The organism is Ruegeria sp. AD91A, assembly GCF_003443535.1.
Classification (GTDB): domain Bacteria; phylum Pseudomonadota; class Alphaproteobacteria; order Rhodobacterales; family Rhodobacteraceae; genus Ruegeria.
In genome coordinates this window covers 3227120-3250732 of sequence record NZ_CP031946.1, presented here as the reverse complement: position 1 = coordinate 3250732, position 23613 = coordinate 3227120, and the positions used below count along the sequence as shown (strand labels likewise).

General features: G+C 57.9%; 26 protein-coding genes. 17 read left to right on the top strand and 9 right to left on the bottom strand.

The window, feature by feature from the left end; translation table 11 throughout:
* Positions 1-55 precede the first annotated feature (55 nt).
* The 6 genes from rbfA to rpsO all read left to right on the top strand — a co-directional run bounded on the left by rbfA (position 56) and on the right by rpsO (position 4198).
* Positions 56-451: a 30S ribosome-binding factor RbfA gene (gene rbfA, locus D1823_RS16290; protein ID WP_117871818.1), complete on the top strand. Its 396-nt coding sequence runs from the start codon at positions 56-58 to the stop codon at positions 449-451.
* A complete protein-coding gene (locus D1823_RS16285) occupies positions 448-1185 on the top strand; it encodes a phosphodiester glycosidase family protein (protein WP_117871815.1) in 738 nt (245 codons plus the stop codon). The genes rbfA and D1823_RS16285 overlap by 4 nt, the downstream gene beginning before the upstream one ends.
* Positions 1186-1245: 60 nt before the next feature.
* Entirely contained in the window at positions 1246-2151 is a 906-nt protein-coding gene (gene truB, locus D1823_RS16280) for a tRNA pseudouridine(55) synthase TruB (RefSeq protein WP_117871813.1), read from the top strand.
* Between the two features lie 21 nt (positions 2152-2172).
* A complete protein-coding gene (locus D1823_RS16275) occupies positions 2173-2679 on the top strand; it encodes a DUF1643 domain-containing protein (RefSeq protein WP_117871811.1) in 507 nt (168 codons plus the stop codon).
* A gap of 91 nt (positions 2680-2770) precedes the next feature.
* Positions 2771-3784 carry a calcium-binding protein gene (locus D1823_RS16270; protein ID WP_117871808.1) on the top strand — a complete coding sequence of 338 codons (1014 nt, stop codon included), beginning with the start codon at positions 2771-2773 and terminating at the stop codon, positions 3782-3784.
* A gap of 144 nt (positions 3785-3928) precedes the next feature.
* Complete coding sequence (gene rpsO / locus D1823_RS16265) at positions 3929-4198, top strand: 30S ribosomal protein S15 (RefSeq protein ID WP_117871806.1); 270 nt, start codon at positions 3929-3931, stop codon at positions 4196-4198.
* A gap of 159 nt (positions 4199-4357) precedes the next feature.
* Here rpsO and D1823_RS16260 read toward each other — a convergent pair whose 3' ends face one another.
* Positions 4358-5110 (bottom strand): class I SAM-dependent methyltransferase, encoded by a 753-nt coding sequence (locus D1823_RS16260; protein ID WP_117871804.1) that lies wholly within the window; start codon positions 5108-5110, stop codon positions 4358-4360.
* A gap of 344 nt (positions 5111-5454) precedes the next feature.
* Entirely contained in the window at positions 5455-7056 is a 1602-nt protein-coding gene (locus D1823_RS16255) for a BCCT family transporter (protein WP_117871802.1), read from the bottom strand.
* Between the two features lie 482 nt (positions 7057-7538).
* Between D1823_RS16255 and pnp the strand changes: the two genes are divergently transcribed.
* On the top strand, positions 7539-9689 hold the full coding sequence (gene pnp / locus D1823_RS16250) for a polyribonucleotide nucleotidyltransferase (protein WP_117871800.1): 2151 nt from the start codon (positions 7539-7541) through the stop codon (positions 9687-9689).
* A 177-nt stretch (positions 9690-9866) separates the two neighbouring features.
* Entirely contained in the window at positions 9867-10874 is a 1008-nt protein-coding gene (locus D1823_RS16245; protein WP_117871798.1) for a Hint domain-containing protein, read from the top strand.
* A 7-nt stretch (positions 10875-10881) separates the two neighbouring features.
* On the opposite strand, the gene D1823_RS16240 is transcribed toward D1823_RS16245, so the two are convergent.
* Positions 10882-11517: a DUF1326 domain-containing protein gene (locus D1823_RS16240; protein ID WP_117872943.1), complete on the bottom strand. Its 636-nt coding sequence runs from the start codon at positions 11515-11517 to the stop codon at positions 10882-10884.
* A gap of 235 nt (positions 11518-11752) precedes the next feature.
* Between D1823_RS16240 and D1823_RS16230 the strand changes: the two genes are divergently transcribed.
* From D1823_RS16230 to D1823_RS16220, 3 genes are all read left to right on the top strand, one after another.
* The gene (locus D1823_RS16230) at positions 11753-12025 is read left to right on the top strand and encodes a PepSY domain-containing protein (RefSeq protein WP_117871794.1); all 273 of its coding nucleotides are present in this window, start codon (positions 11753-11755) and stop codon (positions 12023-12025) included.
* A 23-nt stretch (positions 12026-12048) separates the two neighbouring features.
* Positions 12049-12549, top strand: a complete 501-nt coding sequence (locus D1823_RS16225; RefSeq protein WP_117871792.1) for a helix-turn-helix transcriptional regulator — start codon at positions 12049-12051, stop codon at positions 12547-12549.
* A 139-nt stretch (positions 12550-12688) separates the two neighbouring features.
* Complete coding sequence (locus D1823_RS16220) at positions 12689-13378, top strand: outer membrane protein (protein WP_162896865.1); 690 nt, start codon at positions 12689-12691, stop codon at positions 13376-13378.
* A gap of 225 nt (positions 13379-13603) precedes the next feature.
* Here the strand turns inward: D1823_RS16220 and D1823_RS16215 are convergent, their stop codons facing one another.
* Complete coding sequence (locus D1823_RS16215) at positions 13604-14254, bottom strand: peroxiredoxin (RefSeq protein ID WP_117871788.1); 651 nt, start codon at positions 14252-14254, stop codon at positions 13604-13606.
* A 213-nt stretch (positions 14255-14467) separates the two neighbouring features.
* Here D1823_RS16215 and D1823_RS16210 point away from each other — a divergent pair, with 213 nt between their 5' ends.
* Positions 14468-15907 (top strand): aldehyde dehydrogenase family protein, encoded by a 1440-nt coding sequence (locus tag D1823_RS16210; protein WP_117871785.1) that lies wholly within the window; start codon positions 14468-14470, stop codon positions 15905-15907.
* A gap of 59 nt (positions 15908-15966) precedes the next feature.
* On the opposite strand, the gene D1823_RS16205 is transcribed toward D1823_RS16210, so the two are convergent.
* A complete protein-coding gene (locus D1823_RS16205; RefSeq protein WP_371415287.1) occupies positions 15967-16404 on the bottom strand; it encodes a glyoxalase superfamily protein in 438 nt (145 codons plus the stop codon).
* Between the two features lie 175 nt (positions 16405-16579).
* Positions 16580-17431 (bottom strand): bifunctional helix-turn-helix domain-containing protein/methylated-DNA--[protein]-cysteine S-methyltransferase, encoded by an 852-nt coding sequence (locus D1823_RS16200; RefSeq protein ID WP_117871783.1) that lies wholly within the window; start codon positions 17429-17431, stop codon positions 16580-16582.
* Positions 17432-17547: 116 nt separating this feature from the next.
* Here D1823_RS16200 and nth point away from each other — a divergent pair, with 116 nt between their 5' ends.
* Positions 17548-18192, top strand: a complete 645-nt coding sequence (gene nth, locus D1823_RS16195) for an endonuclease III (protein ID WP_117871781.1) — start codon at positions 17548-17550, stop codon at positions 18190-18192.
* A complete protein-coding gene (locus tag D1823_RS16190) occupies positions 18189-19178 on the top strand; it encodes an adenosine kinase (RefSeq protein WP_117871779.1) in 990 nt (329 codons plus the stop codon). The genes nth and D1823_RS16190 overlap by 4 nt, the downstream gene beginning before the upstream one ends.
* Before the next feature lie 71 nt (positions 19179-19249).
* On the opposite strand, the gene D1823_RS16185 is transcribed toward D1823_RS16190, so the two are convergent.
* Together D1823_RS16185 and D1823_RS16180 are read right to left on the bottom strand one after the other, a co-directional pair.
* A complete protein-coding gene (locus D1823_RS16185) occupies positions 19250-19891 on the bottom strand; it encodes a hemolysin III family protein (RefSeq protein WP_117871777.1) in 642 nt (213 codons plus the stop codon).
* Positions 19892-19957: 66 nt separating this feature from the next.
* Positions 19958-20452, bottom strand: a complete 495-nt coding sequence (locus tag D1823_RS16180; protein ID WP_117871775.1) for an RNA pyrophosphohydrolase — start codon at positions 20450-20452, stop codon at positions 19958-19960.
* Between the two features lie 137 nt (positions 20453-20589).
* Between D1823_RS16180 and D1823_RS16175 the strand changes: the two genes are divergently transcribed.
* The 3 genes from D1823_RS16175 (at position 20590) to D1823_RS16165 (ending at position 23178) form a co-directional block, all read left to right on the top strand.
* Positions 20590-22617, top strand: a complete 2028-nt coding sequence (locus tag D1823_RS16175) for an NADPH-dependent 2,4-dienoyl-CoA reductase (RefSeq protein ID WP_117871773.1) — start codon at positions 20590-20592, stop codon at positions 22615-22617.
* Between the two features lie 184 nt (positions 22618-22801).
* Complete coding sequence (locus tag D1823_RS16170) at positions 22802-22951, top strand: hypothetical protein (RefSeq protein ID WP_254683754.1); 150 nt, start codon at positions 22802-22804, stop codon at positions 22949-22951.
* A gap of 8 nt (positions 22952-22959) precedes the next feature.
* Positions 22960-23178: a hypothetical protein gene (locus D1823_RS16165; protein ID WP_117871769.1), complete on the top strand. Its 219-nt coding sequence runs from the start codon at positions 22960-22962 to the stop codon at positions 23176-23178.
* Here the strand turns inward: D1823_RS16165 and D1823_RS16160 are convergent.
* Positions 23165-23605: a DUF4399 domain-containing protein gene (locus D1823_RS16160; RefSeq protein ID WP_117871767.1), complete on the bottom strand. Its 441-nt coding sequence runs from the start codon at positions 23603-23605 to the stop codon at positions 23165-23167. The genes D1823_RS16165 and D1823_RS16160 overlap by 14 nt on opposite strands.
* Positions 23606-23613: the final 8 nt, after the last annotated feature.

Sequence of the window (23613 nt, the reverse complement as noted above, 5' to 3'; positions counted from 1 at the left end):
CTACCCCGTTCGCGCCCGCTTGGCAAAGCCCCGGTTTGCGCTTAGATCGGGGTTTATGGCAAAGAACAAATTCCATGATGGCCCCGGCCCGTCCCAACGACAGCTGCGTGTCGGCGAACTGATCCGCCGCACCCTGTCCGAAGTTCTGGCGCGCGGAGATGTCCACGACACCGAACTGAACCGTATGTCGATCACCGTAGGCGAGGTGCGCACCTCGCCCGATCTGAAGATCGCCACCGCCTATGTGCTGCCCTTGGGCGGCAAGGGGCAGGAGGATGTGATCGAACTGCTCGCCCGCAACAAAAGTGAACTTCGGCGCATGGTTGGCAAGAAGGTCGGCCTGAAATTCTCGCCCGATCTGCGGTTCCGGCTTGATGACACGTTCGACCGTCTGGACGACACCCGCCGCATGTTCGAACAGGACGCGGTGCGCCGCGATCTGGACGAGTGATCCGGGTACTTGTCACATTGGGCGCGGTTGTCTGGGCCGTGCAAGCCTCTGCGGTTACTTGCGAAAAGCTGACCCATGATGACAAACGCTATACCGTCTGCGAAGTCGACGCGGAAACCGAAGACCTGCGCCTGTTTCTCAACGATGAGAATGGGGATCTTCTGGGGCATTTCTCGTCGGTGAACGAGGCGCTGGCCCCCGGTGGTGAGCGTCTGGCCTTTGCCATGAACGCGGGCATGTATCACGATGACCGGTCGCCCGTCGGCCATTATGTCGAGAACGGCAAAGAGGTCATGCGGGTGATCTCCAACCCCGGCCCCGGCAATTTTGGCTTGCTGCCCAACGGCGTTTTCTGCATCCGCGAGGGCCGTGCTGATGTGTACGAGACGCTGGATTTCCTTGATCAGGCCCCCGACTGCCGGTACGCCAGCCAATCCGGCCCGATGCTGGTGATCAATGGCGAGTTGCATCCCCGGTTCCTGCCCGATTCGACCTCGCTCTATGTGCGCAACGGAGTGGGCACCAGCGCCGATGGCACCCGTGTGGTGTTTGCGATTTCCGAAGATTACGTCACGTTCCACGAATTCGGCCGTCTGTTCCGGGACGTGCTGGAAACTCCGAATGCGCTGTTCTTCGATGGCAATATCTCTCGCATGTATGACCGCGCGAACAATCGGTCCGATGTCGGGTTTTCGCTGGGGCCTATCGTGGGTGTGGTCGAAGACGCATCTTGAAATTGACAGGGCGGTGGCGATCCGCTAGGTCGCGCGCCTCAGCAAGATTGAAGGTGCTAAATGGGACGCAAACGCAAGGGTCGGGACATTTCCGGCTGGCTGGTGGTGGACAAGCCCGCGGGCATGACTTCGACCGCCGTGGTCAACAAGGTGCGCTGGGCCATGGACGCCAAGAAGGCAGGCCATGCGGGTACGCTGGACCCCGAGGCCACCGGCGTTCTGGCCGTGGCCCTGGGTGAGGCGACCAAGACCGTTCCTTACATCACTGATGCTTTGAAGGCTTACACCTTCACTGTCCGTCTGGGTCAGGCCACCAACACTGACGATGCCGAAGGCGAAGTGATTGCCGAAAGTGATGCCCGCCCGTCAGATGAAGACATCAAGCAGGCGTTGACCCCGTTTCTGGGCGACATCATGCAGGTCCCGCCCAAGTTTTCTGCCGTGAAAATCGACGGCCAGCGCGCCTATAAACTGGCCCGAGATGGCGAAGATGTGGAACTGACCGCCCGGCCCCTTTGGGTCGAGGAACTGATCCTTGTCGATCGCCCCGACGCAGATCACGTGGTGCTGGAGATGACCTGCGGCAAGGGCGGTTATGTCCGCTCGATCGCCCGCGATCTGGGTGAAGCCCTGGGATGTCATGGCCACGTCCGGGAACTTCGCCGGATCTGGTCCGGACCGTTCGAGGCCGAAGACGGGCTGAGCATCGAACAGATCGACGAGATGGCAAAGACCACCGCGCTGGACGAATATCTGCACCCGTTGGAAACCGGTCTGTCGGACCTGCCCGAGCTCAAATGCACCCCCGAAGGCGCGACCCGTCTACGCAATGGTAACCCGGGCATGGTGTTGGCCTCAGATGTTGAATACGGAGACGAGGCATGGGCCTCACTGGATGGCAAGGCCGTTGCCGTAGGGGTTTATAAATCAGGCGAATTGCATCCCAGCCGGGTGTTCGCCGCCTGAATCACGTGTTAGGCGAAAGGCATGATCACCCGAACGCACACCAAGGGCGATGCGCCCTCGACCGCCATCTATTCCGACTGCGAGAAATACCGCTATAGCCTGACGCGTGTTTGGGACCCGGCAGGGCGCAAGGCGCTGTTTGTCATGTTGAACCCGTCTACCGCGACCGAAGTGCAGAACGATCCGACAGTGGAACGCTGCGAACGCCGTGCCCGAGCGCTGGGGTTTGGCGCGTTTCAGGTAACCAACATCTTTGCCTGGCGCGACACCGATCCGCGCAAGATGCGCGCTGCTGCCGATCCGGTAGGCCCGGAAAATGACGCCGCCATTCTGGAAGGTGTTCGGTGGGCCGATCAGGTCATCGCTGCCTGGGGCACCCATGGTGCGCATCTGAACCGGGGCCCGGCGGTGGAGACCCTGCTGCGCCGGACCAGCCAGCCGCTGTTCCATCTGGGTTTGACCAAAGACGGCCACCCCAAGCACCCGCTCTATATCGCCTACAGCCAACAGCCAGAGCAATGGCAATAAAGTATTAACCATTTCAATAACTTGACTTTGATTCGATTGCCGATTGCATGGGATGTTCACCCTCGGAGCATTCTGCGATCGGAGGGGTGTCATGTTTCTGGCCGGATTGATCGGACTCGCCGCCATCGGCGGTGCTGCATACGCGATGAGCGACATGCTGATCGAAGACGAGGACGTATCAGAGGACGACCCCAATGATGACGCAGAAACTGAACCCAATACCGGAGAGTTTCTTGAGATTGGCGAAAACGTCGAAGACCCGGTGAATCCCGATATCGAAACCCCGTCCACTGGCACCGTAATCTCTGAATTCGAAGGAGACCTCGTAATTGCCGGCAGCGATGGCCCGGACCAGATCACCGGACAGGACGGTGTCGATCAGGTCAACGGGTTTGGCGGCGATGACACCATCGACGGCGGCAAGGGCGACGACGTTCTGCACGGGGGCGACGGTACGGATACGATTTCGGGCGGTCAGGGTGATGATGTTCTGCACGGAGAGGCTGATGACGACTTTCTGTTCGGCAATCAGGGGGACGACGCCCTGTTCGGCCATTTCGGGGACGACACCCTGGATGGCGGCGAAGGCGAAGACGAACTTTATGGCGGTCAGGGCGACGATACTCTGACAGGCGGGGCAGATGACGACGCATTGCAGGGCGGGTTTGGAGACGATGCCCTGAACGGTGGCGCAGGTGAGGATACGATCTTTGGGGGCGACGGCGACGACTTTGTCCTCGGTATCGAAGACGGCGCAGCCGAAAAGGATTTCCTGAATGGCGGCGCTGGTGACGATACCATTGTGGCAGGCGGCGGGGATGTGGTGACCGGTGGGCAGGGCGCTGATGACATCGTGCTGAGCCCGGGTGACGAAGACGTGACCGTCATGGGCTTCCAACCCGGTGAGGACAAGCTGCTCGTAACCTGGGAGGATGAGGCCGACCCGGAAATTGAGGTGGAACCTGACGCTGAAAACGCCAATCTGACCCGGGTGATGATCAACGGTCAGGAAGTGGCGCAGGTATACGGGGCCGAAGGTATGACGGTGGCCGACATTCAGTTGATCACCGAAGCGCAACTGGCCCAGTACGGACAGATGGTCTGAGCCCGCAGTTTCCCTTTGCCATTTGGTGAAAATGCGCCTATACGCGCCCATCCGCATCGGAATCGGTGCGGTTTTCTCCATGGGCCTGTGCTGGACGACATCCCGGCCTGCGCCATCAACTCTAACCTTTCAAAGGAGACCCCGATGTCGATTACTGCTGAAGAAAAAGCACGCGTCATGAAAGAATTCGCAACCAAGGACGGCGACACCGGCTCGCCTGAAGTCCAGGTTGCCATCCTGACCTCGCGCATCACCACCCTGACCGAGCACTTCAAGACCCACAAAAAAGACAACCACGGTCGTCGCGGTCTGCTGAAGATGGTTGCCCAGCGCCGTAAGCTACTGGATTACCTGAAAGGCAAGGAAGAAGCGCGTTACCAGGATCTGATCAAAAAGCTGGGCATCCGCCGCTAAGCTTTTTCAGAAGACTTTAAACCGGGTTTTCCGGTTCGACGCCCGCCACCCGGCGGGCGTTTTCTGTTGGATCCGCCGAAAGCGACACATCCCCCTTAACTTACCAGAGCAGTTGGACATTCCCCGACGGTCAGAGAATGTCTGTTGCGACACCGGGCCTTACGCCTTCCGCGTGTTTTCCCAACGTGTGGCATAGTCACTTTGCGACACATTTGCACTCGTCTTGGTGTCAGCAACAGGTTTTCGAACCACAAAATCCAAAAGAACAGGCAATCCCGGACCAAAGGTTCCCAGCGGGCGCGGACGTTTCTTTGTCTTGTTGGGATCCGTCATTTTCACCACATCACGCGCGGCGTATGGCCTTAACGGCTGCCACACGCATTTCAGAGCCTCATAGTTCATGGCGTTTACCCAAAAGCCGTACACTATCTCTGGGCAAATCTGATAGAAGCCGTGATTGATCCAATTGTTCGATGGCGAGTGTGCGATAAACACCCCCCCGGGCTTCAGCATCTTATCAATGTTCCGGTAGGCGGTCGGCAAGTCGAACACGTGCTCGCAGGTTCCACCGTCATAGATAACGTCAAACCGACCAACCAGATTTTCAGGCAAATCCCCCGCGAGATCCTGAACGATGCTCGCCCCTTCGAAACCCGAGAAATCCAGAGAGTCCACTTCCGAAAACCCAAGTTTACGAAAGAAGGTTTCCGAGTACCCATCATCCGGGTTGCAAAGGTCAGCTTCGCTCACTCCGGGCAGGTACTTCTGCAAGGTTTCCCGAAACAATGCGGCGGATGACGACCGACGCGCACCTATCCAGTCCTGCCGCCCAAGCATCAGGAAGCTTCCTGACAGGTCGTTGAATTTGACATCTTCGATCAGGCGCGCGGCCAGGACATCAACAATTGACACTTATTCCTCCGGAGGGTGGTCGAAAGCAGTTTTCTTCGCGTGAACGTCCTATTCTGAGAATTCAATGTCAACGCAATAGCAGCGCCCGAGAACACTCAGAAAAACGGGCAAGTTCCCTGTTCAGTGCATAGTTGGACGTTTCCCCCCTTCAGCAATATCCTGAAGCCCGGGATTTCGGCATCTGGCACCAAACGCATACCCCGCCCAACGCAGTTTTTGTTGATACTGGTGCGCGCATGAACTCAGTCAAAACATCATCTAAGTCATTATGCCTTGTGCAGTTCCACAAAACCGAAGACGCCCACCAATCGGTGGGCGTTTCATTCTTGGAAATGTGTACGGCTCTACATTTTCGCTTTTTCTGATTTCAGCGCCAGCCACAAACAGTAGCACATTGTTAAAACCACCAGCGTAAAGGGGATGCCGGTTGAAACCGCTGCGCCTTGCAGCGCTGAAAGACCACCCCCCAACAGCAATGCGATGGCGACCAGACCTTCCAATGTGCACCAGAACACGCGCTGAACCACGGGCGCGTCCATCTTGCCGCCAGCAGTGATCGTGTCGATCACCAACGACCCTGAATCGGATGAGGTGACAAAGAAGATTACGATCAGGACAAGGGCAATCGGGGCAACGATGCCGTAAAGCGGCAGTTCTTTCAGGAAACCGAACAACGCACCTTCTGGGGCGTAGCTGTCAATCACTGTCGCGCGAACACCTTCCGCTCCGCCCGCGTTCAACATGTCGATGGCGGCGCCGCCGAAGGTTGACATCCACAGGGCACAGACGGCTGTCGGCGCCAGCAACGCGCAGATTATGAACTCGCGAACAGTACGACCCTTCGAGATCCGGGCAATGAACATGCCCACAAAGGGTGACCATGCGATCCACCATGCCCAGTAGAAGGTCGTCCAACCATGGAAATAGCTGGTGTCTTCTCGTCCGAACGGGTTCGACAAGGCAGGTAAGTGCAGCACGTAGTCGGTCATCACGTTGAAATATCGTGCGATGGCCGTGCCAATGCCAGTTACGGCGATTACGAAGAGGAATAGTCCGACGGCCATGACCATATTGATCTCACTCAGCCGTTTGACGCCCGCATCCATGCCCAGTAGAACCGAGCCCAGCGCAATCAACGTGATCCCGATGATCAGCAAGACAACGACAGTGGGGCTGGGTTCGATGCCGAAGACCTCGTAAAGACCAGCGGCAACTTGCTGAGCACCCAGACCAAGAGATGTGGTCAACCCGAACAACGTGGCAAAGACCGCCAACGTATCGATGATGTGGCCCCACCACCCCCAGACCCGTTCGCCAAGGATCGGATAGAAGGCCGAGCGCAAGGTCAGCGGCAGGTTCAGGTTGTAACTGAAGATCGCCAGGCTCAGGCCGACCGCGGCGTAAACCGCCCAGCCTTCCAGACCCCAATGATGAATGGTTCCGACGACACCGGCATATTCATTTCCCGGCACCGCGATATCAATGCCCAGCGGGCTTGCGTTCCCGTCTTCGGCAAAATTGTAATAGACCGGCTCCATCACGCCAAAGAACAGCAGACCGATACCTATTCCAGCAGCGAACATCATCGCGATCCATCCCGCATAGGAATAATCTGGCTTGGCGTCTTTGCCACCGATCCGCACACTGCCGACCGGCAGGATGATGAGAACAAGACAAAACAGGGTGATTGCATCAACCGAAAGGACCAGAAACCAATCAAACGTGCTGGTCAGCCAGGGTCGGAGCCAGCCGAAGAACGAAGCCGCGGCCTCTTGGTTGGCTAATGCGATCAGGACGAACGCAAAGATCATGATACTTGAGATCAGAAAGACCGGGTTGTGAATGTCCAAGCCAAACGGTCGGACGTTATCCTGCCCCAGTTCATATTCCGTTTCGAAGTCGTAAATCCGGGGATCCGGATCCAGCATCTTTTTTGTTTGTGCCATTCGATTGCCCTTCTGTTCGCTAGCTGCAAACGCCAAGGTTTTCGGTTGGCGGACGGGTATGGGATTATTAACCCCCTTGGCGCGTTTCCGTCATTTCGTCCGCGGGCTTGTGGTAAAAGCTTATACTGCCTTCATATTTTTACAAAATGCATTCGATTTTACCGATGTTAGCGATGTAATCGACCCACAGATCTCTGGGTCGTCGCCTGCGAAGAAACACATTGCATCGCCGCTCACAGCTTTTGCTCGCGATCTGAAAACTGAACACTTAGAGAGAGCCGTTGTCTGTCTCAGCGTGATTCGGCCATCCCATCCAGTTCCTCTTTCCTTTCAACGCATTCTCATGTATGCGCGCGGTATCTGAGACGTTGTGCCCTGACCCCGGCACTCGAATGGAAGATAAATTGGGGTCGGCGGCAATGGGGCCGCCATGCAAACGGGAGACCCGCAGGGGCGGGAGTGCTCCCTTCTAGGATACGCATATGTTTGATGTAACGAAGAAATCAATGCAGTGGGGCGAAGAGACGCTGACACTGGAAACCGGCAAGGTTGCCCGTCAGGCTGACGGCAGCGTGATTGCCACGCTGGGCGAAACCAGCGTCATGGCAAACGTGACCTTTGCGCGGGCGCAAAAACCCGGTCAGGACTTTTTCCCGCTGACCGTCCACTACCAAGAGAAATACTATGCCGCCGGTAAAGTACCGGGTGGCTTCTTCAAGCGCGAGGCGCGCCCGACCGAGAAAGAGACGCTGACTGCGCGTTTGATCGACCGTCCGATCCGCCCGCTGTTCGTTGACGGCTTCAAAAACGAAGTTCTGGTGATGTGCACCGTGCTGAGCCACGATCTGGTCAACGATCCCGACATCGTCGCGATGATCGCCGCTTCGGCTGCTCTGACCATCTCCGGCGCGCCGTTCATGGGCCCGATCGCCGGTGCCCGTGTTGGTTTCGAAGACGGTGAATACGTTCTGAACCCGACCGTCGATGACATGCAGGACCTGCGCCTGAACCCTGAACAGCGTCTGGATCTGGTAGTTGCCGGGACCAAAGACGCCGTAATGATGGTGGAATCGGAAGCGTACGAGCTCTCTGAGGCGGAAATGCTGGGCGCGGTGAACTTTGCGCATGAACAGATTCAGCCGGTGATCGACCTGATCATCAGCCTCGCCGAAGAAGCCGCGAAAGAGCCGTTCGATTTCCAGGCACCGGATTACTCGGAGCTGTATGCTGCCGTTAAGGCCGCCGGTGAAGAACAGATGCGCGCCGCCTTCGCGATCACCGACAAGCAGGAGCGCACCGCTGCTGTTGCCGCTGCCCGTGAAGCGATCAAGGAAGCGCTGACCGAGGAACAGCTGGAAGACGGCAACCTCGGTTCCGCGATGAAAAAGCTCGAAGCAGGTATTCTGCGCGGCGACGTCGTCAAAGGCGGCAAGCGGATCGATGGTCGCTCGACCACCGATATCCGCTCGATCGTTGCAGAAACCTCGATGCTGCCACGGACCCATGGTTCAGCCTTGTTCACCCGTGGTGAAACGCAGGCGCTGGCCGTAACCACGCTGGGCACCGGTGACGACGAACAGTTCATCGACGCGCTGCATGGCAACTTCAAATCGAACTTCCTGCTGCACTACAACTTCCCTCCGTATTCGGTAGGTGAAGTTGGCCGCGTTGGTGGCCCCGGCCGCCGTGAGATTGGCCACGGCAAGCTGGCATGGCGCGCCCTGCAGGCGGTTCTGCCTGCGGCGACCGACTTCCCCTACACGATCCGTATCGTGTCGGAGATCACAGAATCCAACGGCTCCAGCTCGATGGCGTCTGTCTGCGGCGGTTCGCTGTCGATGATGGATGCGGGTGTTCCGCTGAAAGCGCCGGTTGCCGGTGTGGCCATGGGTCTGATCCTGGAAGATGACGGAGACTATGCCATCCTGTCCGACATTCTGGGTGACGAAGACCACCTGGGCGACATGGACTTCAAGGTTGCCGGTACCGAAAACGGCATCACCTCGCTGCAGATGGACATCAAGGTTGCGGGCATCACGCCCGAAATCATGGAGAAAGCCCTGGCGCAGGCCAAGGACGGCCGGTTGCACATCCTGGGCGAGATGGGCAAAGCCCTGTCCGAGACCAACGATTTCTCGGTCCACGCCCCGCGCATCGAGACCATGAACATTCCGACCGACAAGATCCGTGAAGTGATCGGTTCCGGTGGCAAGGTCATCCGTGAGATCGTTGAGGTTTCGGGAGCCAAGGTGGACATCAACGACGATGGCGTCATCAAGATCGCCTCGCCGGATGGTGAATCGATCCAGAAGGCCTATGACATGATCTATTCGATCGTGGCAGAACCTGAAGAAGGTCAGATCTACACTGGTAAAGTTGTAAAAATCGTCGATTTCGGGGCCTTCGTGAACTTCTTCGGTAAGCGCGACGGTCTGGTCCACGTGTCGCAGATCGAAAACCGCCGTCTGAACCATCCGTCGGATGTTCTGAAAGAAGGTCAGGAAGTGAAGGTCAAGCTTCTGGGTTTTGACGATCGCGGCAAGGTTCGCCTGTCGATGAAAGTGGTCGATCAGGAAACCGGCGAAGAGATCGTTCCCGAGAAGAAAGAAAAGAAAGAGGAAAGCGCAGAGTAATCTGCCCCCTCTGACAGACAGCAGAAGGCCCCGGTTTCATCCGGGGCCTTTTTTGTTTGCGGGGCAGCAGGAAGGGGAACTGCGTCGCAATTTTGGTAAACCAATTATTAACACTTATTGCGTGTATTTGCTCAATCTTAAGGGGTATTTTGCCGTTTTCAGGGAAGCTGTTCAACCGTGGCATCGATTACTGTTTACGAAATCAGCGCAGACCCGTTCAGCAACCGCAGTGTTGATATTACTGCTGCGTATTCGGTCGAAGTCACGGATAATGACGCCCTGCTGCAAGATCCTGACCCGGACGGCAGTTCGCAACTTGATCTTGGGTCTCTTCCCGGCTTTTCCGGCTCGACCCAAAATTTCAGTACTTTCGAGAATTATACGGGCACAGTCGATGGCGCGCCTGTCACGTTTATCCTGATCCAGTTTTCCAACCCGCGTTACATAATCGTCACTTCCGGTCAGGCCGAACTGAATGACACGATTTCAGATACCGGCTTTGCCGGAACCGCGCCGTCATCCGCGTATCACACTTTGCCTTCTTTCGTGTGTTTTACCTTTGGATCGCTGATCCAGACCCCGACGGGACTGCGCCGGGTTGAGGCGCTGGAGCCCGGCGACCCGGTTGTCACCGCCGACGGCCATACCCGTCCGGTACGCTGGATCGGCAAGCGCCGCTTGTCCGCGTCCGAGTTGCAGCGAAACCCTCACCTATCCCCTGTACGGATCAAAGCGGGCTGTTTCGGGCCGAACGGCCCATCCCGCGATCTCGTCATCTCACCACAGCACCGGATTGCCGTGACCTCAGCCATGATGGAACTGATGCATTGCGAAACAACGATGTTGGCGCCTGCAAAAGGGCTGATCAATGGAAAGACCATCGTTCAGGAAACGCCTGCACAAGGGGTGGAGTACATTCACATCCTCTTTGATCAGCATGAGCTGGTGAATGTCGAAGGAATCTGGTCCGAGTCCTTTTTCCCCGGTGACACAAGTCTTGATGCAATGGCGCCCGCAACCCGGAGCGAGTTGTTCAAACTGTTCCCGGAACTGGCAAATGGTGAATGCGGTTACGGTTCAACCGTATTACCGGTCCTCAAACCTTTTGAAGTCCGAGTGATTGCAGCGGATCTGGCGGTTCCGGGCTGGAAGGTGCATCCGAACGAAACCGCAAAAGCGGCCTGACCGCAGGTCAGTGCGTGACACCACCCGGGCCATGTTTCAACACGTGCCACTGGCCGTAACTGTCTTTCAGATCCAGCTTGATCGACGCATCGGCTCGGGTCGAGGCGCTGCCGATCTCGGCAATGGTGAATTCGATCCCGCCGGGAATATCGATGCGTACGCGGTGTTCCCCGCCGCCATGCGGGGCCTGAATCGGGCGCCCGTTCGACTTTAATACGTCACCAACGGTAACGCTGGCCGTTCGCCCTTCGATGTCCATCTCAAGCTCAATCGGCAGGTAAAGCGTGTCATGCACCGTCTCACACATGGCCCGGAACACGTACCAATGCGTTGCCATCTCTTCGGTTTCTTCACCGTGAAAGACTTTTTCCAGCGCATCGCGCTGCGCCGGTGAGGCCGCAGGATCGACGATCACCTGCATTTCACCACCACCCTCGAATATTGGCCCGGGCCACGCATAGATCAATGCCGCCCTGGTTCCACTAAGATCCGTTTCTCCAAAATATCCTTTGAATATTTCAAGCACTTCGAAACCCCGGCAATCGCCATGCGTCGGCAATTCCTCGAACTGGCAGGGGCAGGCATAGCCGCAATTGCAGTTTCCGAAGCTTTCCCCCTCGACGTACCAATCTGTAAAAGCCATGGTCTTCTCCTGTTCAAGACAGTCAGAAAGCCCGACATCGTTGGTCACATGCCTGTATGTTTTCCCAAAACAAACTATCACAATTTGATTGCAACCTGAACTTGACGGGCGGAAACGGCCGCAAATTGCATAAACCTTGGTTCAATTCGCCCCGTTTCAACCAAAAGCCGATCGCAGGTCTCCTCTGCCATCCCCAGTTCGACCGCATCGCCACAACACAAAAAGGAGATGCGATATGGAAACCTTGAAACTGCTGACACTGACGGGATTGATCGCAACCGCACCGGTTCTTGCTTTTGCTAATGTCGGACTGGGCGACAAACTGGGCACAAGCGAAGCCGATATCCGCGCGGCCCTTGAAGCCCAGGGGTACCAGATCGAAGAGATCGAATTCGAAGGTGGGAAGATCGAGGTTGAACTCATCAAGGATGGCGTGGAAACTGAACTGGTTCTGTCTGACACGGACGGGGTGGTGACAGCCATCGAGCTCGAAGAGGATGACGACTGAACCTGCAACGTCCAAGGGGCCGCATGAAAGTACCTCAAACGTCTTTACTCTGGCTCCTTCTGGTGGTGCAGGCCCTCTGCGCCGCCTTTTTCATGACGGATGCGCTGCTGGATTGGACTGGCGGCGAAGGCGCGGGGTTTCGTCACCTGCATTCGTTCGAGCTGTTTCTGTCGCTGGCGCTTGTCGGGGGCCTGAGCGCCACGATCGCCCTGATCCGTTCCCAGTCCAGACGGGTGCGCGACATGCAGCGGCAACTGCAAGTGGCGCAAGGGGCTTTTGCCCAGGTCATCGAAACCCAGTTCAGCGCGTGGCAGCTCAGTGATGCTGAGCGTGACGTCGCCATGCTGACGATCAAGGGTCTTTCCATCGCGGAAATCGCCGGAATGCGACAGACGAAAGAAGGGACGATCAAGGCCCAAAGCGCCGCGGTCTATCGAAAGGCGGGCGTTTCCAGCAGGGTGCAGTTGCTCAGTTTTTTTGTCGACGAACTTCTTTCAGAACCCTTGGTCAGGGATGTGCCCTGAAACAGTGGCTGAACCTCGTGCCTATTCACTCACACATTCCTAAAAACCTGTGAAACGAAGTGAAGGCCCGGCGCCTTTCTTTTTGGGCCAGCCTCGTCCACATCCATGGCATGCGGACTTTGGAACACTGGAGATGGTTATGTTCACGCGCCTCATTCTCGCCTCTTCGGCTCTGGCGATCAGCGCAACGGCGCTTGCCGCGCAGAGCCTGGGCGACGGCACCTATATTCACGGCTTCATCGGCTACAGCCAGCTACAGGACAGCGATTTCACCGGGGCGATCGGTGGCGCGACGCAATCGGTCGATACCGAATTCGACGCAGGTTTCGGATTGGGCCTCGCGATTGGCAAGGAAATCCCGCAATGGTCCAACGATATCATCGGAACGCGGATCGAGCTGGAACTGTCTTATCGCGACAGTGACGTGGATGGTGTGAACTTTACCGGCAATGGTCCGGGGCCCGAGGGCAATATCTCTGGCGACGTCACGCAGACCTCGTTATTTGCCAATCTGCTGTTCGATTTCAAACAGGCCGGCGCGCTGACACCGTTTGCCGGGTTTGGTCTGGGTGCCACCTATTCGGATCTGGATTTTTCTTATGGGCCGGGTGTGGCGCTGGACGATACCGACACCACCTTTGCCGCCCAGGTGATCGCCGGTGTGGCATATGACATCAACTCGTCGACAGCGTTCACCGTTGATGCCCGTTACGCCCGTGCCTTTGATGTTTCGTCGCAGCGTCTGGCCCCCAACGGAGCTTTGACCGGCAACGTAGAGGACGATCTGGATATATTCAGCGTCAATTTCGGACTTCGCTATAATTTCTGATCACTTCGGGTGTCAGGTTTCGCTCCGGTTTCCTGCCCCTTTTTGCCCTCGCGCCTCAGGTGCGGGGGCCCCGAAAAACCCTGAAAAAACAGCGCGCGCTGGATATGCCGGTGGTCACCCGGCCTGCAACAACCGCCTGCTTCATCTGGCTAAAAACATCCTCGGGGGGAATCGTGCCGGCAGGCACGATGGGGGGCAGACAGCCCCCCTGACCCGGCAACCGGCTTACGACGGCGCCTTGGTCTTGCGCAGATAGGGAAAGATCGTTTCGAACTCGCCAAACTTGGCCTTGGCGTCTTCGTTCGACACGGTTGGCGGGATGATCACGTCTTCGCCCGGCACCCAATTGGCAGGCGTCGCAACGCCCTTGGCTGACATCTGCAACCCGTCAAGCGCGCGTAGAATTTCAGCAAAGTTCCGGCCCACGGTCATCGGGTACGTCATCGACAGCTTCAACTGCTTGTCCGGGCCGATGATGAAGACCGAACGCACCGTGGCACTGTCAGCCGGTGTTCTGCCATCGGGCAGATATGCTTCGGCGGGCAGCATGTCGAAAGCCTTGGACACAGCCAGACCTTCATCGGCGATGATCGGAAAACCGGGGTTGGCCTTGCCGTATTCCTCGATGTCCTTCTTCCACTTCTTGTGGTCCTCGACACCATCAACCGATACGCCGATCACCTTGGTGTTGCGGGCGGCCCATTCGTCATTCAGCTGCGCAACGGCCGAAAACTCGGTGGTGCAAACAGGGGTGAAATCTTTTGGGTGCGAGAACAGAATGGCCCAGCTGTCGCCAATCCAGTCGTGGAACTGAATGGTGCCCTGATCCGTTTCTGCCGTGAAATTCGGGACGGTGTCGTTGATGCGCAAACCCATGGGGCATCTCCTTTTCTGTGAAAAACCTGAGTCGGTCGTCTGGAACCTAATCACTTTGTGCACAGGTTAAACCAGCCATCGTGTCCAGGGATACGGATTTCGTGAGCCTGACCAGAAAAAAATTTGATCAAATTCACTATTGCTCAGCCTGTGCATGGGTGACAGAGTGGCCCCGAACAGCCGGCTTCAGGCGAACCTTCAGGAGGGCTCAGGATGATCGAAAAGCGGGATTTCTATATTAACGGTCAGTGGGTGGCCCCGTCGCAGCCCAATGACTTCGAGGTCATCAACCCCTCGACCGAAGAGCCCTGCGCAGTGATCTCGCTTGGCGCCGAAGCCGACACGAATGCAGCCGTTGCCGCAGCCAAAGCCGCTTTGCCAGGCTGGATGGCAACTCCAGTGGAAACCCGCATCGCGCTGGTGGAAAAGCTGGTCGAACTCTATGCAACCCGGGCAGAGGATCTGGCGCAGGCGATGTCACTTGAAATGGGCGCCCCGATCGATCTGGCGCGCTCGGCGCAGGCTGGTGCCGGCATCTATCACCTGAAGAACTTCATCCGCGCCGCAAGGTCGTTTGAATTCGAGCGCCCGCTGGGGGATCATGCACCGAATGATCGCATCATTTATGAGGCGGTTGGCGTTGCCGCTCTGATCACGCCGTGGAACTGGCCGATGAACCAGATCACGCTCAAGATTGGTGCTGCTGCGATTGCGGGCTGCACGATGGTTCTGAAACCGTCAGAACAAAGCCCGCTGAACGCGATGATTTTTGCCGAGATGATGGACAAGGCAGGCTTCCCGCCCGGTGTGTTCAATCTGGTCAACGGCGACGGAGCGGGTGTTGGATCGCAACTTTCGGGTCATCCGGATGTTGATATGGTCAGCTTCACCGGTTCGACTCGCGCGGGCACTGCGATTTCGAAGAACGCGGCTGACACCCTCAAGAAAGTGCATCTGGAACTGGGAGGCAAAGGAGCCAACGTCATCTTTGAGGATGCGGACGAAAAAGCGGTCAAGCGCGGGGTGCTGCACATGATGCAAAACACCGGCCAGAGCTGTAACGCACCCAGCCGGATGTTGGTGCAGCGCCCGATCTACGACAAGGCTGTGGAAACGGCGGCCGAAGTTGCGAACATGGTCAAGGTTGGCCCTGCCATGGAGGAAGGTCGCCACATCGGTCCGGTTGTGAATGAAGTTCAGTGGACCAAGATTCAGGACCTGATCCAGAAGGGCATCGACGAAGGTGCGCGGCTGGTTGCAGGCGGCACCGGACGACCTGAGGGGCTGAACAAGGGCTATTATGTCCGCCCCACGGTCTTTGCTGATGCAAATAACCAGATGACCATCGCCCGCGAAGAAATCTTTGGCCCAGTTCTGACCATGATCCCCTTCGACACAGAAGAGGAGGCTGTCGAAACCGCCAATGATACACCCTATGGCCTGACCAATTATGTTCAGACACAGGATGGTGCGCGTGCCAGTCGCATGGCGCGGGCTCTGCGGTCGGGCATGGTCGAAATGAACGGACAATCGCGCAGCGCGGGCTCACCGTTCGGCGGCATGAAGCAATCCGGCAACGGGCGGGAAGGCGGAGTCTTCGGTCTCGAGGATTTCCTTGAAGTCAAAGCCGTCGGCGGCTGGGCCGCAGAGTAACTTCACCTGCGAAGCAGACAGATTGGGCGGGGCAACGCGGTTGCCTCGCCCATTACGCTCTATACGGGCCGCACCACAAGCTGGGGTTCGCCATCGGACGTGTGGCGTCTGGACCGACCGTCCCACCCAATCTCTCCGGTGACGCGCTGTCGAAATGCAGAGAAGCTGTCAAAGCGGACCACATCTACCGGCGTATCGAAATGCAGGGTCACTCGGCGACGCGCGCCATCGCCCAATACGGTCATGCCGCGAATTTCGGCTGTGAACGCCTGACCCAAATAGCGTCCTTCAACCCGATCACCTACGCGCAGATGCATCCGGTTTCCGGACATCGCATGCAAGGTGTTCCAGTCTCGAACGCCATGCTGATGGGCCAGAAGTTCCAATGCCGCGCTATGCGACAGAGAAACACCCGTCGTTTTCAGTTTTTCCCGCAAGCGTTTTGCCTGCGCTTTCAGCTCTTCAACCGGAGCAACGGTTTGGGATCGTGTCATCATGTGCCTCGTTTCCTTGAACGGGCGCGAAATCAGGACGGGGCTCGCATTACCATCCGCACGCCAAGAAAGGGCAACAGATGCATTTCAAAACCGGGTTTCACCAAAGCCAATGGCCGCGAACGGCAGGGGACCCGAACCTGAGGTGCCTTTTGGCAGCGGTCAGGCCGTCTGTCAATCAGGCGTCTGCCTGCGCCGCCTCGTAGGCCAGCATGGCACGCTTGACCGGCAATCCCCAGTGATAGCCTCCCAGGCCACCTGACTTGCGCAATGCCCGATGGCAGGGGATCAGCCAACTGACCGGGTTGCGGCCAACTGCCGTTCCCACTGCGCGAACGGCTTGCGGAGAGCCGACCCGTTGGGCGATCTCGGAATAGGTCGTGACCTGCCCGGACGGGATATGCATCAGCGCTTCCCACACCTTGATTTGCAGAGGTGATCCGATCAGGAAAACCGGTGTTGGCTCCAACCGATCGTTGGCAGCGCCAAAAGCACTCAGCGCCCAAGGACGCAGGCGCATCGGATCTTCGACAAACGTCGACTTGGGCCAGCGCGAGATCATGTCTTCCATCGCGGCCTCTTCGCCGGTCTCGGCCCCGAAGGCCATGCCGCAGATGCCCTTGTCGGTACCCATGACCAGCGCGGGGCCAAAGGGGCATTCGAACCACCCCCAATAGATCGTCAGACCTTCGCCCTTGCGGGCATATTCGCCGGGGCTCATGGATTCCCACTTCAGGAACAGATCATGCAGACGTCCGCTACCGGACAGGCCCACATTGTGTGCCGTTTCCAGTGTTGTGAACCGTTCGCGCAGCAATGCCTTCGCATGGCCCAGTGTCAGGTATTGTTGGTACCGTTTTGGCGACACTCCGGTCCAACGCGAGAACAGGCGCTGGAAATGGGCCGGGCTCATATCCATCTGGCGTGCCAGTTCATCAAGGCTCAGGCCCTCGCCGCCCTGATCAATCAGGTCGATTGCGCGGCGCATGACGTTGTAATGGTATCCGCTTTCCAGGGTCTGGACGTTCATGGTTCCACCTCATCTTCTGACAAAACCATAGCGCGCAGGCCACGCTGCCGCGACCCGGAACTTGCGCATTGGCTTTGGGCTTGTGTCAGAGCCCGGTGGACGGCATTAAGGCCCGGATGGCAAAGCAACTCGACTATCATACGATCCGCGAGATTTTCACGCGCTTTCAAGAGGCCGACCCGGAACCCAAGGGCGAGCTGGAGCATGTGAACGTCTATACTCTGGTCGTCGCCGTGGCCCTTTCGGCGCAAGCCACGGATGCAGGCGTCAACAAAGCGACGCGCGCGCTGTTCAAGATCGCCGACACGCCGCAAAAGATGCTGGATCTGGGCGAGGAAGGCCTGATCGAGCACATCAAGACCATTGGTTTGTTCCGCCAGAAGGCCAAGAACGTCATCAAGCTCAGCCGTATCCTCGTAGACGAATATGGCGGCGAGGTTCCCAATTCCCGGGCTGCCCTGCAATCCCTTCCGGGTGTGGGCCGAAAGACGGCCAACGTGGTTCTGAACATGTGGTGGCGACAACCGGCGCAGGCGGTGGACACCCATATCTTTCGCGTCGGCAACCGCACCGGTATTTGCCCCGGCAAAGATGTAGACACTGTCGAACGCGCCATCGAAGACAATATTCCTGCTGACTTTCAACTTCATGCGCATCACTGGTTGATCCTGCATGGCCGGTACCATTGCAAGGCGCGCAAGCCGCAATGCCCGACCTGCATCATCCGTGATCTCTGCCAATTCGAGGACAAAACCCTATGAAGACTTATCAACTGACCGGCATCGGAAATGCCGTTGTGGATGTGATTTCCCAGGCCGATGACAGCTTCCTGGAGCTGATGGGCATCGAAAAAGGCATCATGCAGTTGATCGAACAGGAACGCGGCGAGGTGCTGTACGCCTCGATGGAAAGCCGTGTTCAAACGCCGGGCGGCTCGGTGGCCAATACCATTGCGGGCGCAGGCGCACTTGGGCTGGATGCTGCGTTCATCGGCCGGGTTCACGATGACGCGCTGGGCCGTTTCTATGCAGATGCGATGAACGAGGATGGCGTCGATTTCGTGAACCCACCTGTACCCGGTGGTGAATTGCCGACGTCACGTTCGATGATCTTTGTGTCGCCCGATGGTGAGCGGTCAATGAACACCTATCTGGGCATTTCCTCGGAACTGTCGTCTCAGGATGTCTCAGAAGAGGTCGCTGGAAACAGCCAGATCATGTTCCTCGAGGGGTATCTGTTCGACAAGGAAAAAGGCAAGGCGGCATTCCTTGAGGCCGCGCGCGCCTGCCATATGAGTGGCGGCAAGGCCGGCATCGCCATTTCCGACCCGTTCTGCGTGGAACGTCACCGGGTCGATTTCCTGCTGCTGATCGAAAATGAGCTGGACTTCGTGATCGGCAATGAGGCCGAGATCAAATCACTGTTCGAAACTGACGATCTGGAAGAAGCATTGGCCAAGACGGCCGCGATCTGTCCGCTGGTGGTCTGCACCCGCTCAGGCGACGGTGTGACCGTTCTGAACGGCGACACCCGCATTGACGTGCCGGTTGAAAAGATTGTCCCTGTTGATGCAACAGGCGCAGGCGACCAGTTTGCGGCGGGCTTCCTTTTCGGCATGGCCACGGGTCGGGATTACGAGACCTGCGCCCGCATCGGCAATGTCTGCGCCCGCGAAGTCATCAGCCATATCGGCCCACGCCCCGAGGCAAACATGCAGGAATTGCTGCACGCCGAAGGGTTGATGTGACCTCAAATCAGGACCCTCTTGATTTGATCTGAAAACGGTTCGGGGCACCCACGCCCCGGCCCTGCCGTTTATCAAGAAAACAGCGCCAGCCAGATTCCAACAAACATCAGAACTCCGCCCAGGTTCACCCAGACGTGCCATATCGCGTAACGAAACGGTAGTGTCTTTTGGGCGTAAAACATCGTTCCGATAACATAACTGGCTGCGCCACCCACAATGCACCAAAGTGTGGCTGTGGGAACAGTGGTCATGTCTGGGATTGCCCCCAGACCAATGCCACCCAAACCAAGGTATGACGCTGTCGACCATCGTGATTTAACCGTTTCATTTGCGATCTTGTTCCAGACGGCTGCGATGGTCAGGCTCCAGCATACCCATAGCAGCGTCATGGTCCATGTCGTGCCCGCCTGAACGAAGAACGGTGTGAATGTCCCGCAGATGCTGGGATAAATCGCGGCATGGTCGATACGACGCAGCAGTTTGCGACGGTCATGCCAGGGCGCAAAATGATAGGCACAGGACGCAAGGTTCGACGCAAGCGCACAGAGAACATAAACAATGACCGCAAGAAGCAGCGCGGAATCCAAACGCTGATAGGCGTTCATGATCAGCAGGCTGCCAGCGGTCAGGATCAGGGACAACCCGAACACATGGACGACCATGTCGGCAGAGCGATGCGCGCGTACGGGGCTGGGATAGGTCGTTTGAGTCATGACAGGCCGGTTATGAACGGCTCAGCGCTAAAGGCCAGCCTGGAAAATGTCCAACTTTCCCAAGCGTCAGGCCTTTTTGCCCAAGTAGCTGTCAAAAGCCTTCAGCACTTGTTCATACACCGTGCGTTTGAACGGTACGATCTCTTCGATCAACCGATCAAGCGCCTGCCATTTCCAGTGTGAGAATTCGGGGTGATCGGTCGCGATATTGATCTGATCATCTGCCCCGATAAAGCGCAGCAGATACCATTTTTGTTCCTGCCCGCGATAGCGACCTTTCCAGATCTTGGGCACGATGTCGTGCGGAAGATCATAGGGCAGCCAGCCATCGGTCTCTGCCACGACCTCGACTAGATCCGCAGTCACGCCGGTTTCTTCCCACAGCTCGCGCAAGGCTGCGTCGCGCGGGTCTTCTCCCTTGTCCACGCCACCCTGTGGCATTTGCCAGGCGTCCTTGTGGCGATCATTGCGCTGGCCGACGAAAATCTTGCCCTCGGCATTCATCAACATCAGCCCGACGCAGGGGCGATAGGGCAGTTTGGCGATTTCTTCGGGGGTCATGCGCGGCCTCATCGGGTTGTTTCGACCACCTCTAGCAATCACCGGCGCAACAGCAAAGAGGGTGACGTGGGGTTTCGCGTGACAAAGCTGACGCGAACGTCAATCTAACACGCAAATTCGGGAGGGAGAGTTTCGCCATGACTGCGTACCCAAACATGCTGGCCCCGCTGGATCTGGGCTTTACCACGTTGAAAAACCGCGTGCTGATGGGCTCGATGCACACCGGGCTTGAGGAAACCGGCGACTGGAACCGGGTGGCCGAGTTTTATGCAGCGCGCGCTCGCGGTGGTGTGGCGCTTATGGTGACGGGCGGAATTGGGCCAAACCTTGAAGGCTCGGTCCTGCCCGGCGCTGCGATGATGACCAGCGACAAGGATGTGGCCAACCATTCCATCGTCACCGACCGGGTGCATCAGGCGGGCGGCAAGATCGCCATGCAGATCCTGCATGCGGGTCGCTATTCCTATGGCCCCAAATGCGTGGCGCCCAGCCCGGTGAAGTCGCCGATCTCGCCCTTCCCACCGAACGAGCTGGACGAAGAAGGTATCGAGAAACAGATCAGCGATATCGTGAACGCCGCCGTGCTGGCCCGGAAGGCGGGCTATGACGGGGTAGAGATCATGGGGTCGGAAGGGTATTTCCTCAACCAGTTCCTGGTAACCCATACCAACAAGCGCACCGACCGCTGGGGCGGATCCTATGAGAACCGGATGCGCCTGCCGCTGGAAGTGGTGCGCCGCACCCGCGAGGCAGTGGGCAGTGATTTCATCATCATCTATCGCCTGTCGATGATCGACCTGGTGCCCAATGGCTCGACCTTTAACGAGGTGGTGCAGCTGGCGCAGCGGATCGAGCAAGCCGGGGCCACGATCATCAACACCGGCATCGGCTGGCACGAGGCGCGGATTCCGACCATCGCCACCAGCGTCCCGCGGGCGGCCTTTGCCTGGGTGACCAAAAAACTGATGGGCAAGGTGGGGATTCCAGTCATCACCTCGAACCGGATCAACACGCCGGACGTGGCCGAACAGGTGCTGGCCGAGGGCTGCGCCGACATGGTCTCGCTGGCCCGGCCGATGCTGGCGGATGCGGATTTCGTGAACAAGGCGATTGCCGGCGAAGCCACGAAGATCGCGCCCTGCATCGCCTGCAATCAGGCCTGTCTGGACCACACCTTCAGCGGAAAGCTGACCTCCTGCCTGGTGAACCCGCGCGCTTGCCACGAGACAGAGCTGGTGATCGAAAAGACCGACGCGCCCAAGCGCGTGGCCATCGTGGGTGCGGGTCCGGCGGGCCTGTCCACGGCGATGATCGCCGCCCAGCGCGGCCATGACGTGACCGTGTTCGACAAAGCCGACGAGATCGGCGGGCAACTGAACATGGCCAAGCAGGTGCCGGGCAAGGAAGAGTTCTGGGGGCTGGTGGACTGGTACAGCACCATGCTCGACACGCTGGGCGTCAAGGTCGAACTGGGCCGCGAGGTTGGCGCCGATGATCTGACCGGGTTCGACGAGGTGGTGATCGCCACCGGCGTCAATCCGCGCGACCCGCAGATCCCCGGAGAGGATCGCGACAATGTCGTGAACTATATCGACGTGCTGCGCGACAAGGCCCCGGTGGGCAAGTCGGTGGCCGTGATCGGCGCGGGCGGCATCGGCTTCGACGTGTCGGAATACCTGCTGGAGGAAGGCCACTCGCCCACCACCGACTTGCCCCTGTGGATGAAGGAGTGGGGCGTCGCCGATCCCGAGCAGCACCGCGCAGGCCTGGCGCCCGAAGGCCCGCAGCCCGAGGCGCCCAAGCGCCAGATCACGCTACTGCAGCGCAAGAAACAGGCGCATGGCAAGGGGCTGGGCAAGACCACCGGCTGGATTCACCGCGCGACGCTGAAGATGAAGGACGTGAACTTCGTGGGCGGCGTGAATTACGAGCGCATCGATGACGAGGGGCTGCATGTCTCGTTCGGAGAAGAGCGCGCCGACCCGACTGTAATCCCTGTTGACACTGTTGTATTGTGTTCAGGTCAGGTTTCAGAGCGGTCACTGGCAGATGCACTGATCGAGCGAGGAGTCACACCACACGTGATCGGCGGTGCGGATGTGGCCGCAGAGTTGGACGCCAAACGCGCAATCAATCAGGGCACACGCCTGGCCGCTACGTTTTGAAACGAATTTCAAGTTACGTCGAGGAAAGCCGTCTCTAATGAGGCGGCATTTTTGTGCTGCTTGACTTAGGTGTTATCAATGTACGTATGTATCACATGAGTCATAAAATAGAACGAACCAAACAGGAATTCGGATTGAGAAACGCCTGCTGAAGGTCCTCAAGGGACTGGCGGAGTCATTGGACATGACCCTTGGTTATCTGATCGAGGGCATCGCCCTGCACAGCTTCGAGAACAAACCGGCTTTTTCCAAGGAAACGCTGGAGAAGATCAAGCAGCTCAAAACCGCCTATGACCTCGACTGGACGGCCGAGGACAATCACCGTTTCAAGTAGGACGAGAAATGAGCGCCGAGATCACCAGCGCGTTTGAGGCACATGCCATCGACAATACGACGTTCGGACATGCCGAACATGTTCAGGTCGCCTACGATCTGTTGCGCAAGTATGACTTCATCGATGCGGCCGCGATCTACGCCAAGGGACTCCGTACACCTGCGACCAACGCAGGCGCCCCGGACACGTTCAACCTGCGGCTGGGCATGCGGACTACTCCACGGTAATCGTTATCACTTCGGATACAATCGGTGTGGCATGTGGCACGTGCCCGGCGTCGCCCAGAACCAGTTGCAATGTGTGCTGGCCCGATGGCAGGTCCAGCGTCACTTCGGTCTGACCGCCTCCGAAGTGTATGTGGTTGTCGTCGGCGGGCAAACCATTGGCCAACTCATCTGCACCATCCTCGCCCTCACCCAGCGGGGGACGGTCAAGCAGCAGATGGTGGTGTCCGGTGTTTTCTTTCTCGGTTCCCGCTGGAGCGACACCCATGCCGCTGAGGCCAAAGACAACCGTGACCGGTGATTGCACGGTGTCACCGTCCGACAGGTTGACGAAATAGACCTTTGCATCGGGATTCGATGGGGTCTCTCCTCCGGCGTGGGCAAAACCCGCCGAAAGGCAAAGGGCAGCAATGGCGAAAAAGGTCTTCATGATCTTCT

What these genes read in the sequence shown, in the direction of transcription:
- D1823_RS16255 (WP_117871802.1), bottom strand. Translation starts at nt 7,056, where the DNA reads ATGGCACAAACAAAAAAGATGCTGGATCCGGATCCCCGGATTTACGAC.
- D1823_RS16190 (WP_117871779.1), top strand. Translation starts at nt 18,189, where the DNA reads ATGAAGACTTATCAACTGACCGGCATCGGAAATGCCGTTGTGGATGTG.
- D1823_RS16215 (WP_117871788.1), bottom strand. Translation starts at nt 14,254, where the DNA reads ATGGGTTTGCGCATCAACGACACCGTCCCGAATTTCACGGCAGAAACG.
- D1823_RS16200 (WP_117871783.1), bottom strand. Translation starts at nt 17,431, where the DNA reads ATGAACGTCCAGACCCTGGAAAGCGGATACCATTACAACGTCATGCGC.
- D1823_RS16160 (WP_117871767.1), bottom strand. Translation starts at nt 23,605, where the DNA reads ATGAAGACCTTTTTCGCCATTGCTGCCCTTTGCCTTTCGGCGGGTTTT.
- D1823_RS16225 (WP_117871792.1), top strand. Translation starts at nt 12,049, where the DNA reads ATGAAAGTACCTCAAACGTCTTTACTCTGGCTCCTTCTGGTGGTGCAG.
- D1823_RS16240 (WP_117872943.1), bottom strand. Translation starts at nt 11,517, where the DNA reads ATGGCTTTTACAGATTGGTACGTCGAGGGGGAAAGCTTCGGAAACTGC.
- D1823_RS16205 (WP_371415287.1), bottom strand. Translation starts at nt 16,404, where the DNA reads ATGATGACACGATCCCAAACCGTTGCTCCGGTTGAAGAGCTGAAAGCG.
- D1823_RS16275 (WP_117871811.1), top strand. Translation starts at nt 2,173, where the DNA reads ATGATCACCCGAACGCACACCAAGGGCGATGCGCCCTCGACCGCCATC.
- D1823_RS16230 (WP_117871794.1), top strand. Translation starts at nt 11,753, where the DNA reads ATGGAAACCTTGAAACTGCTGACACTGACGGGATTGATCGCAACCGCA.
- D1823_RS16210 (WP_117871785.1), top strand. Translation starts at nt 14,468, where the DNA reads ATGATCGAAAAGCGGGATTTCTATATTAACGGTCAGTGGGTGGCCCCG.
- nth (WP_117871781.1), top strand. Translation starts at nt 17,548, where the DNA reads ATGGCAAAGCAACTCGACTATCATACGATCCGCGAGATTTTCACGCGC.
- D1823_RS16220 (WP_162896865.1), top strand. Translation starts at nt 12,689, where the DNA reads ATGTTCACGCGCCTCATTCTCGCCTCTTCGGCTCTGGCGATCAGCGCA.
- D1823_RS16180 (WP_117871775.1), bottom strand. Translation starts at nt 20,452, where the DNA reads ATGACCCCCGAAGAAATCGCCAAACTGCCCTATCGCCCCTGCGTCGGG.
- D1823_RS16185 (WP_117871777.1), bottom strand. Translation starts at nt 19,891, where the DNA reads ATGACTCAAACGACCTATCCCAGCCCCGTACGCGCGCATCGCTCTGCC.
- D1823_RS16165 (WP_117871769.1), top strand. Translation starts at nt 22,960, where the DNA reads ATGAGCGCCGAGATCACCAGCGCGTTTGAGGCACATGCCATCGACAAT.
- D1823_RS16170 (WP_254683754.1), top strand. Translation starts at nt 22,802, where the DNA reads ATGACCCTTGGTTATCTGATCGAGGGCATCGCCCTGCACAGCTTCGAG.
- D1823_RS16270 (WP_117871808.1), top strand. Translation starts at nt 2,771, where the DNA reads ATGTTTCTGGCCGGATTGATCGGACTCGCCGCCATCGGCGGTGCTGCA.
- pnp (WP_117871800.1), top strand. Translation starts at nt 7,539, where the DNA reads ATGTTTGATGTAACGAAGAAATCAATGCAGTGGGGCGAAGAGACGCTG.
- D1823_RS16175 (WP_117871773.1), top strand. Translation starts at nt 20,590, where the DNA reads ATGACTGCGTACCCAAACATGCTGGCCCCGCTGGATCTGGGCTTTACC.
- rpsO (WP_117871806.1), top strand. Translation starts at nt 3,929, where the DNA reads ATGTCGATTACTGCTGAAGAAAAAGCACGCGTCATGAAAGAATTCGCA.
- truB (WP_117871813.1), top strand. Translation starts at nt 1,246, where the DNA reads ATGGGACGCAAACGCAAGGGTCGGGACATTTCCGGCTGGCTGGTGGTG.
- rbfA (WP_117871818.1), top strand. Translation starts at nt 56, where the DNA reads ATGGCAAAGAACAAATTCCATGATGGCCCCGGCCCGTCCCAACGACAG.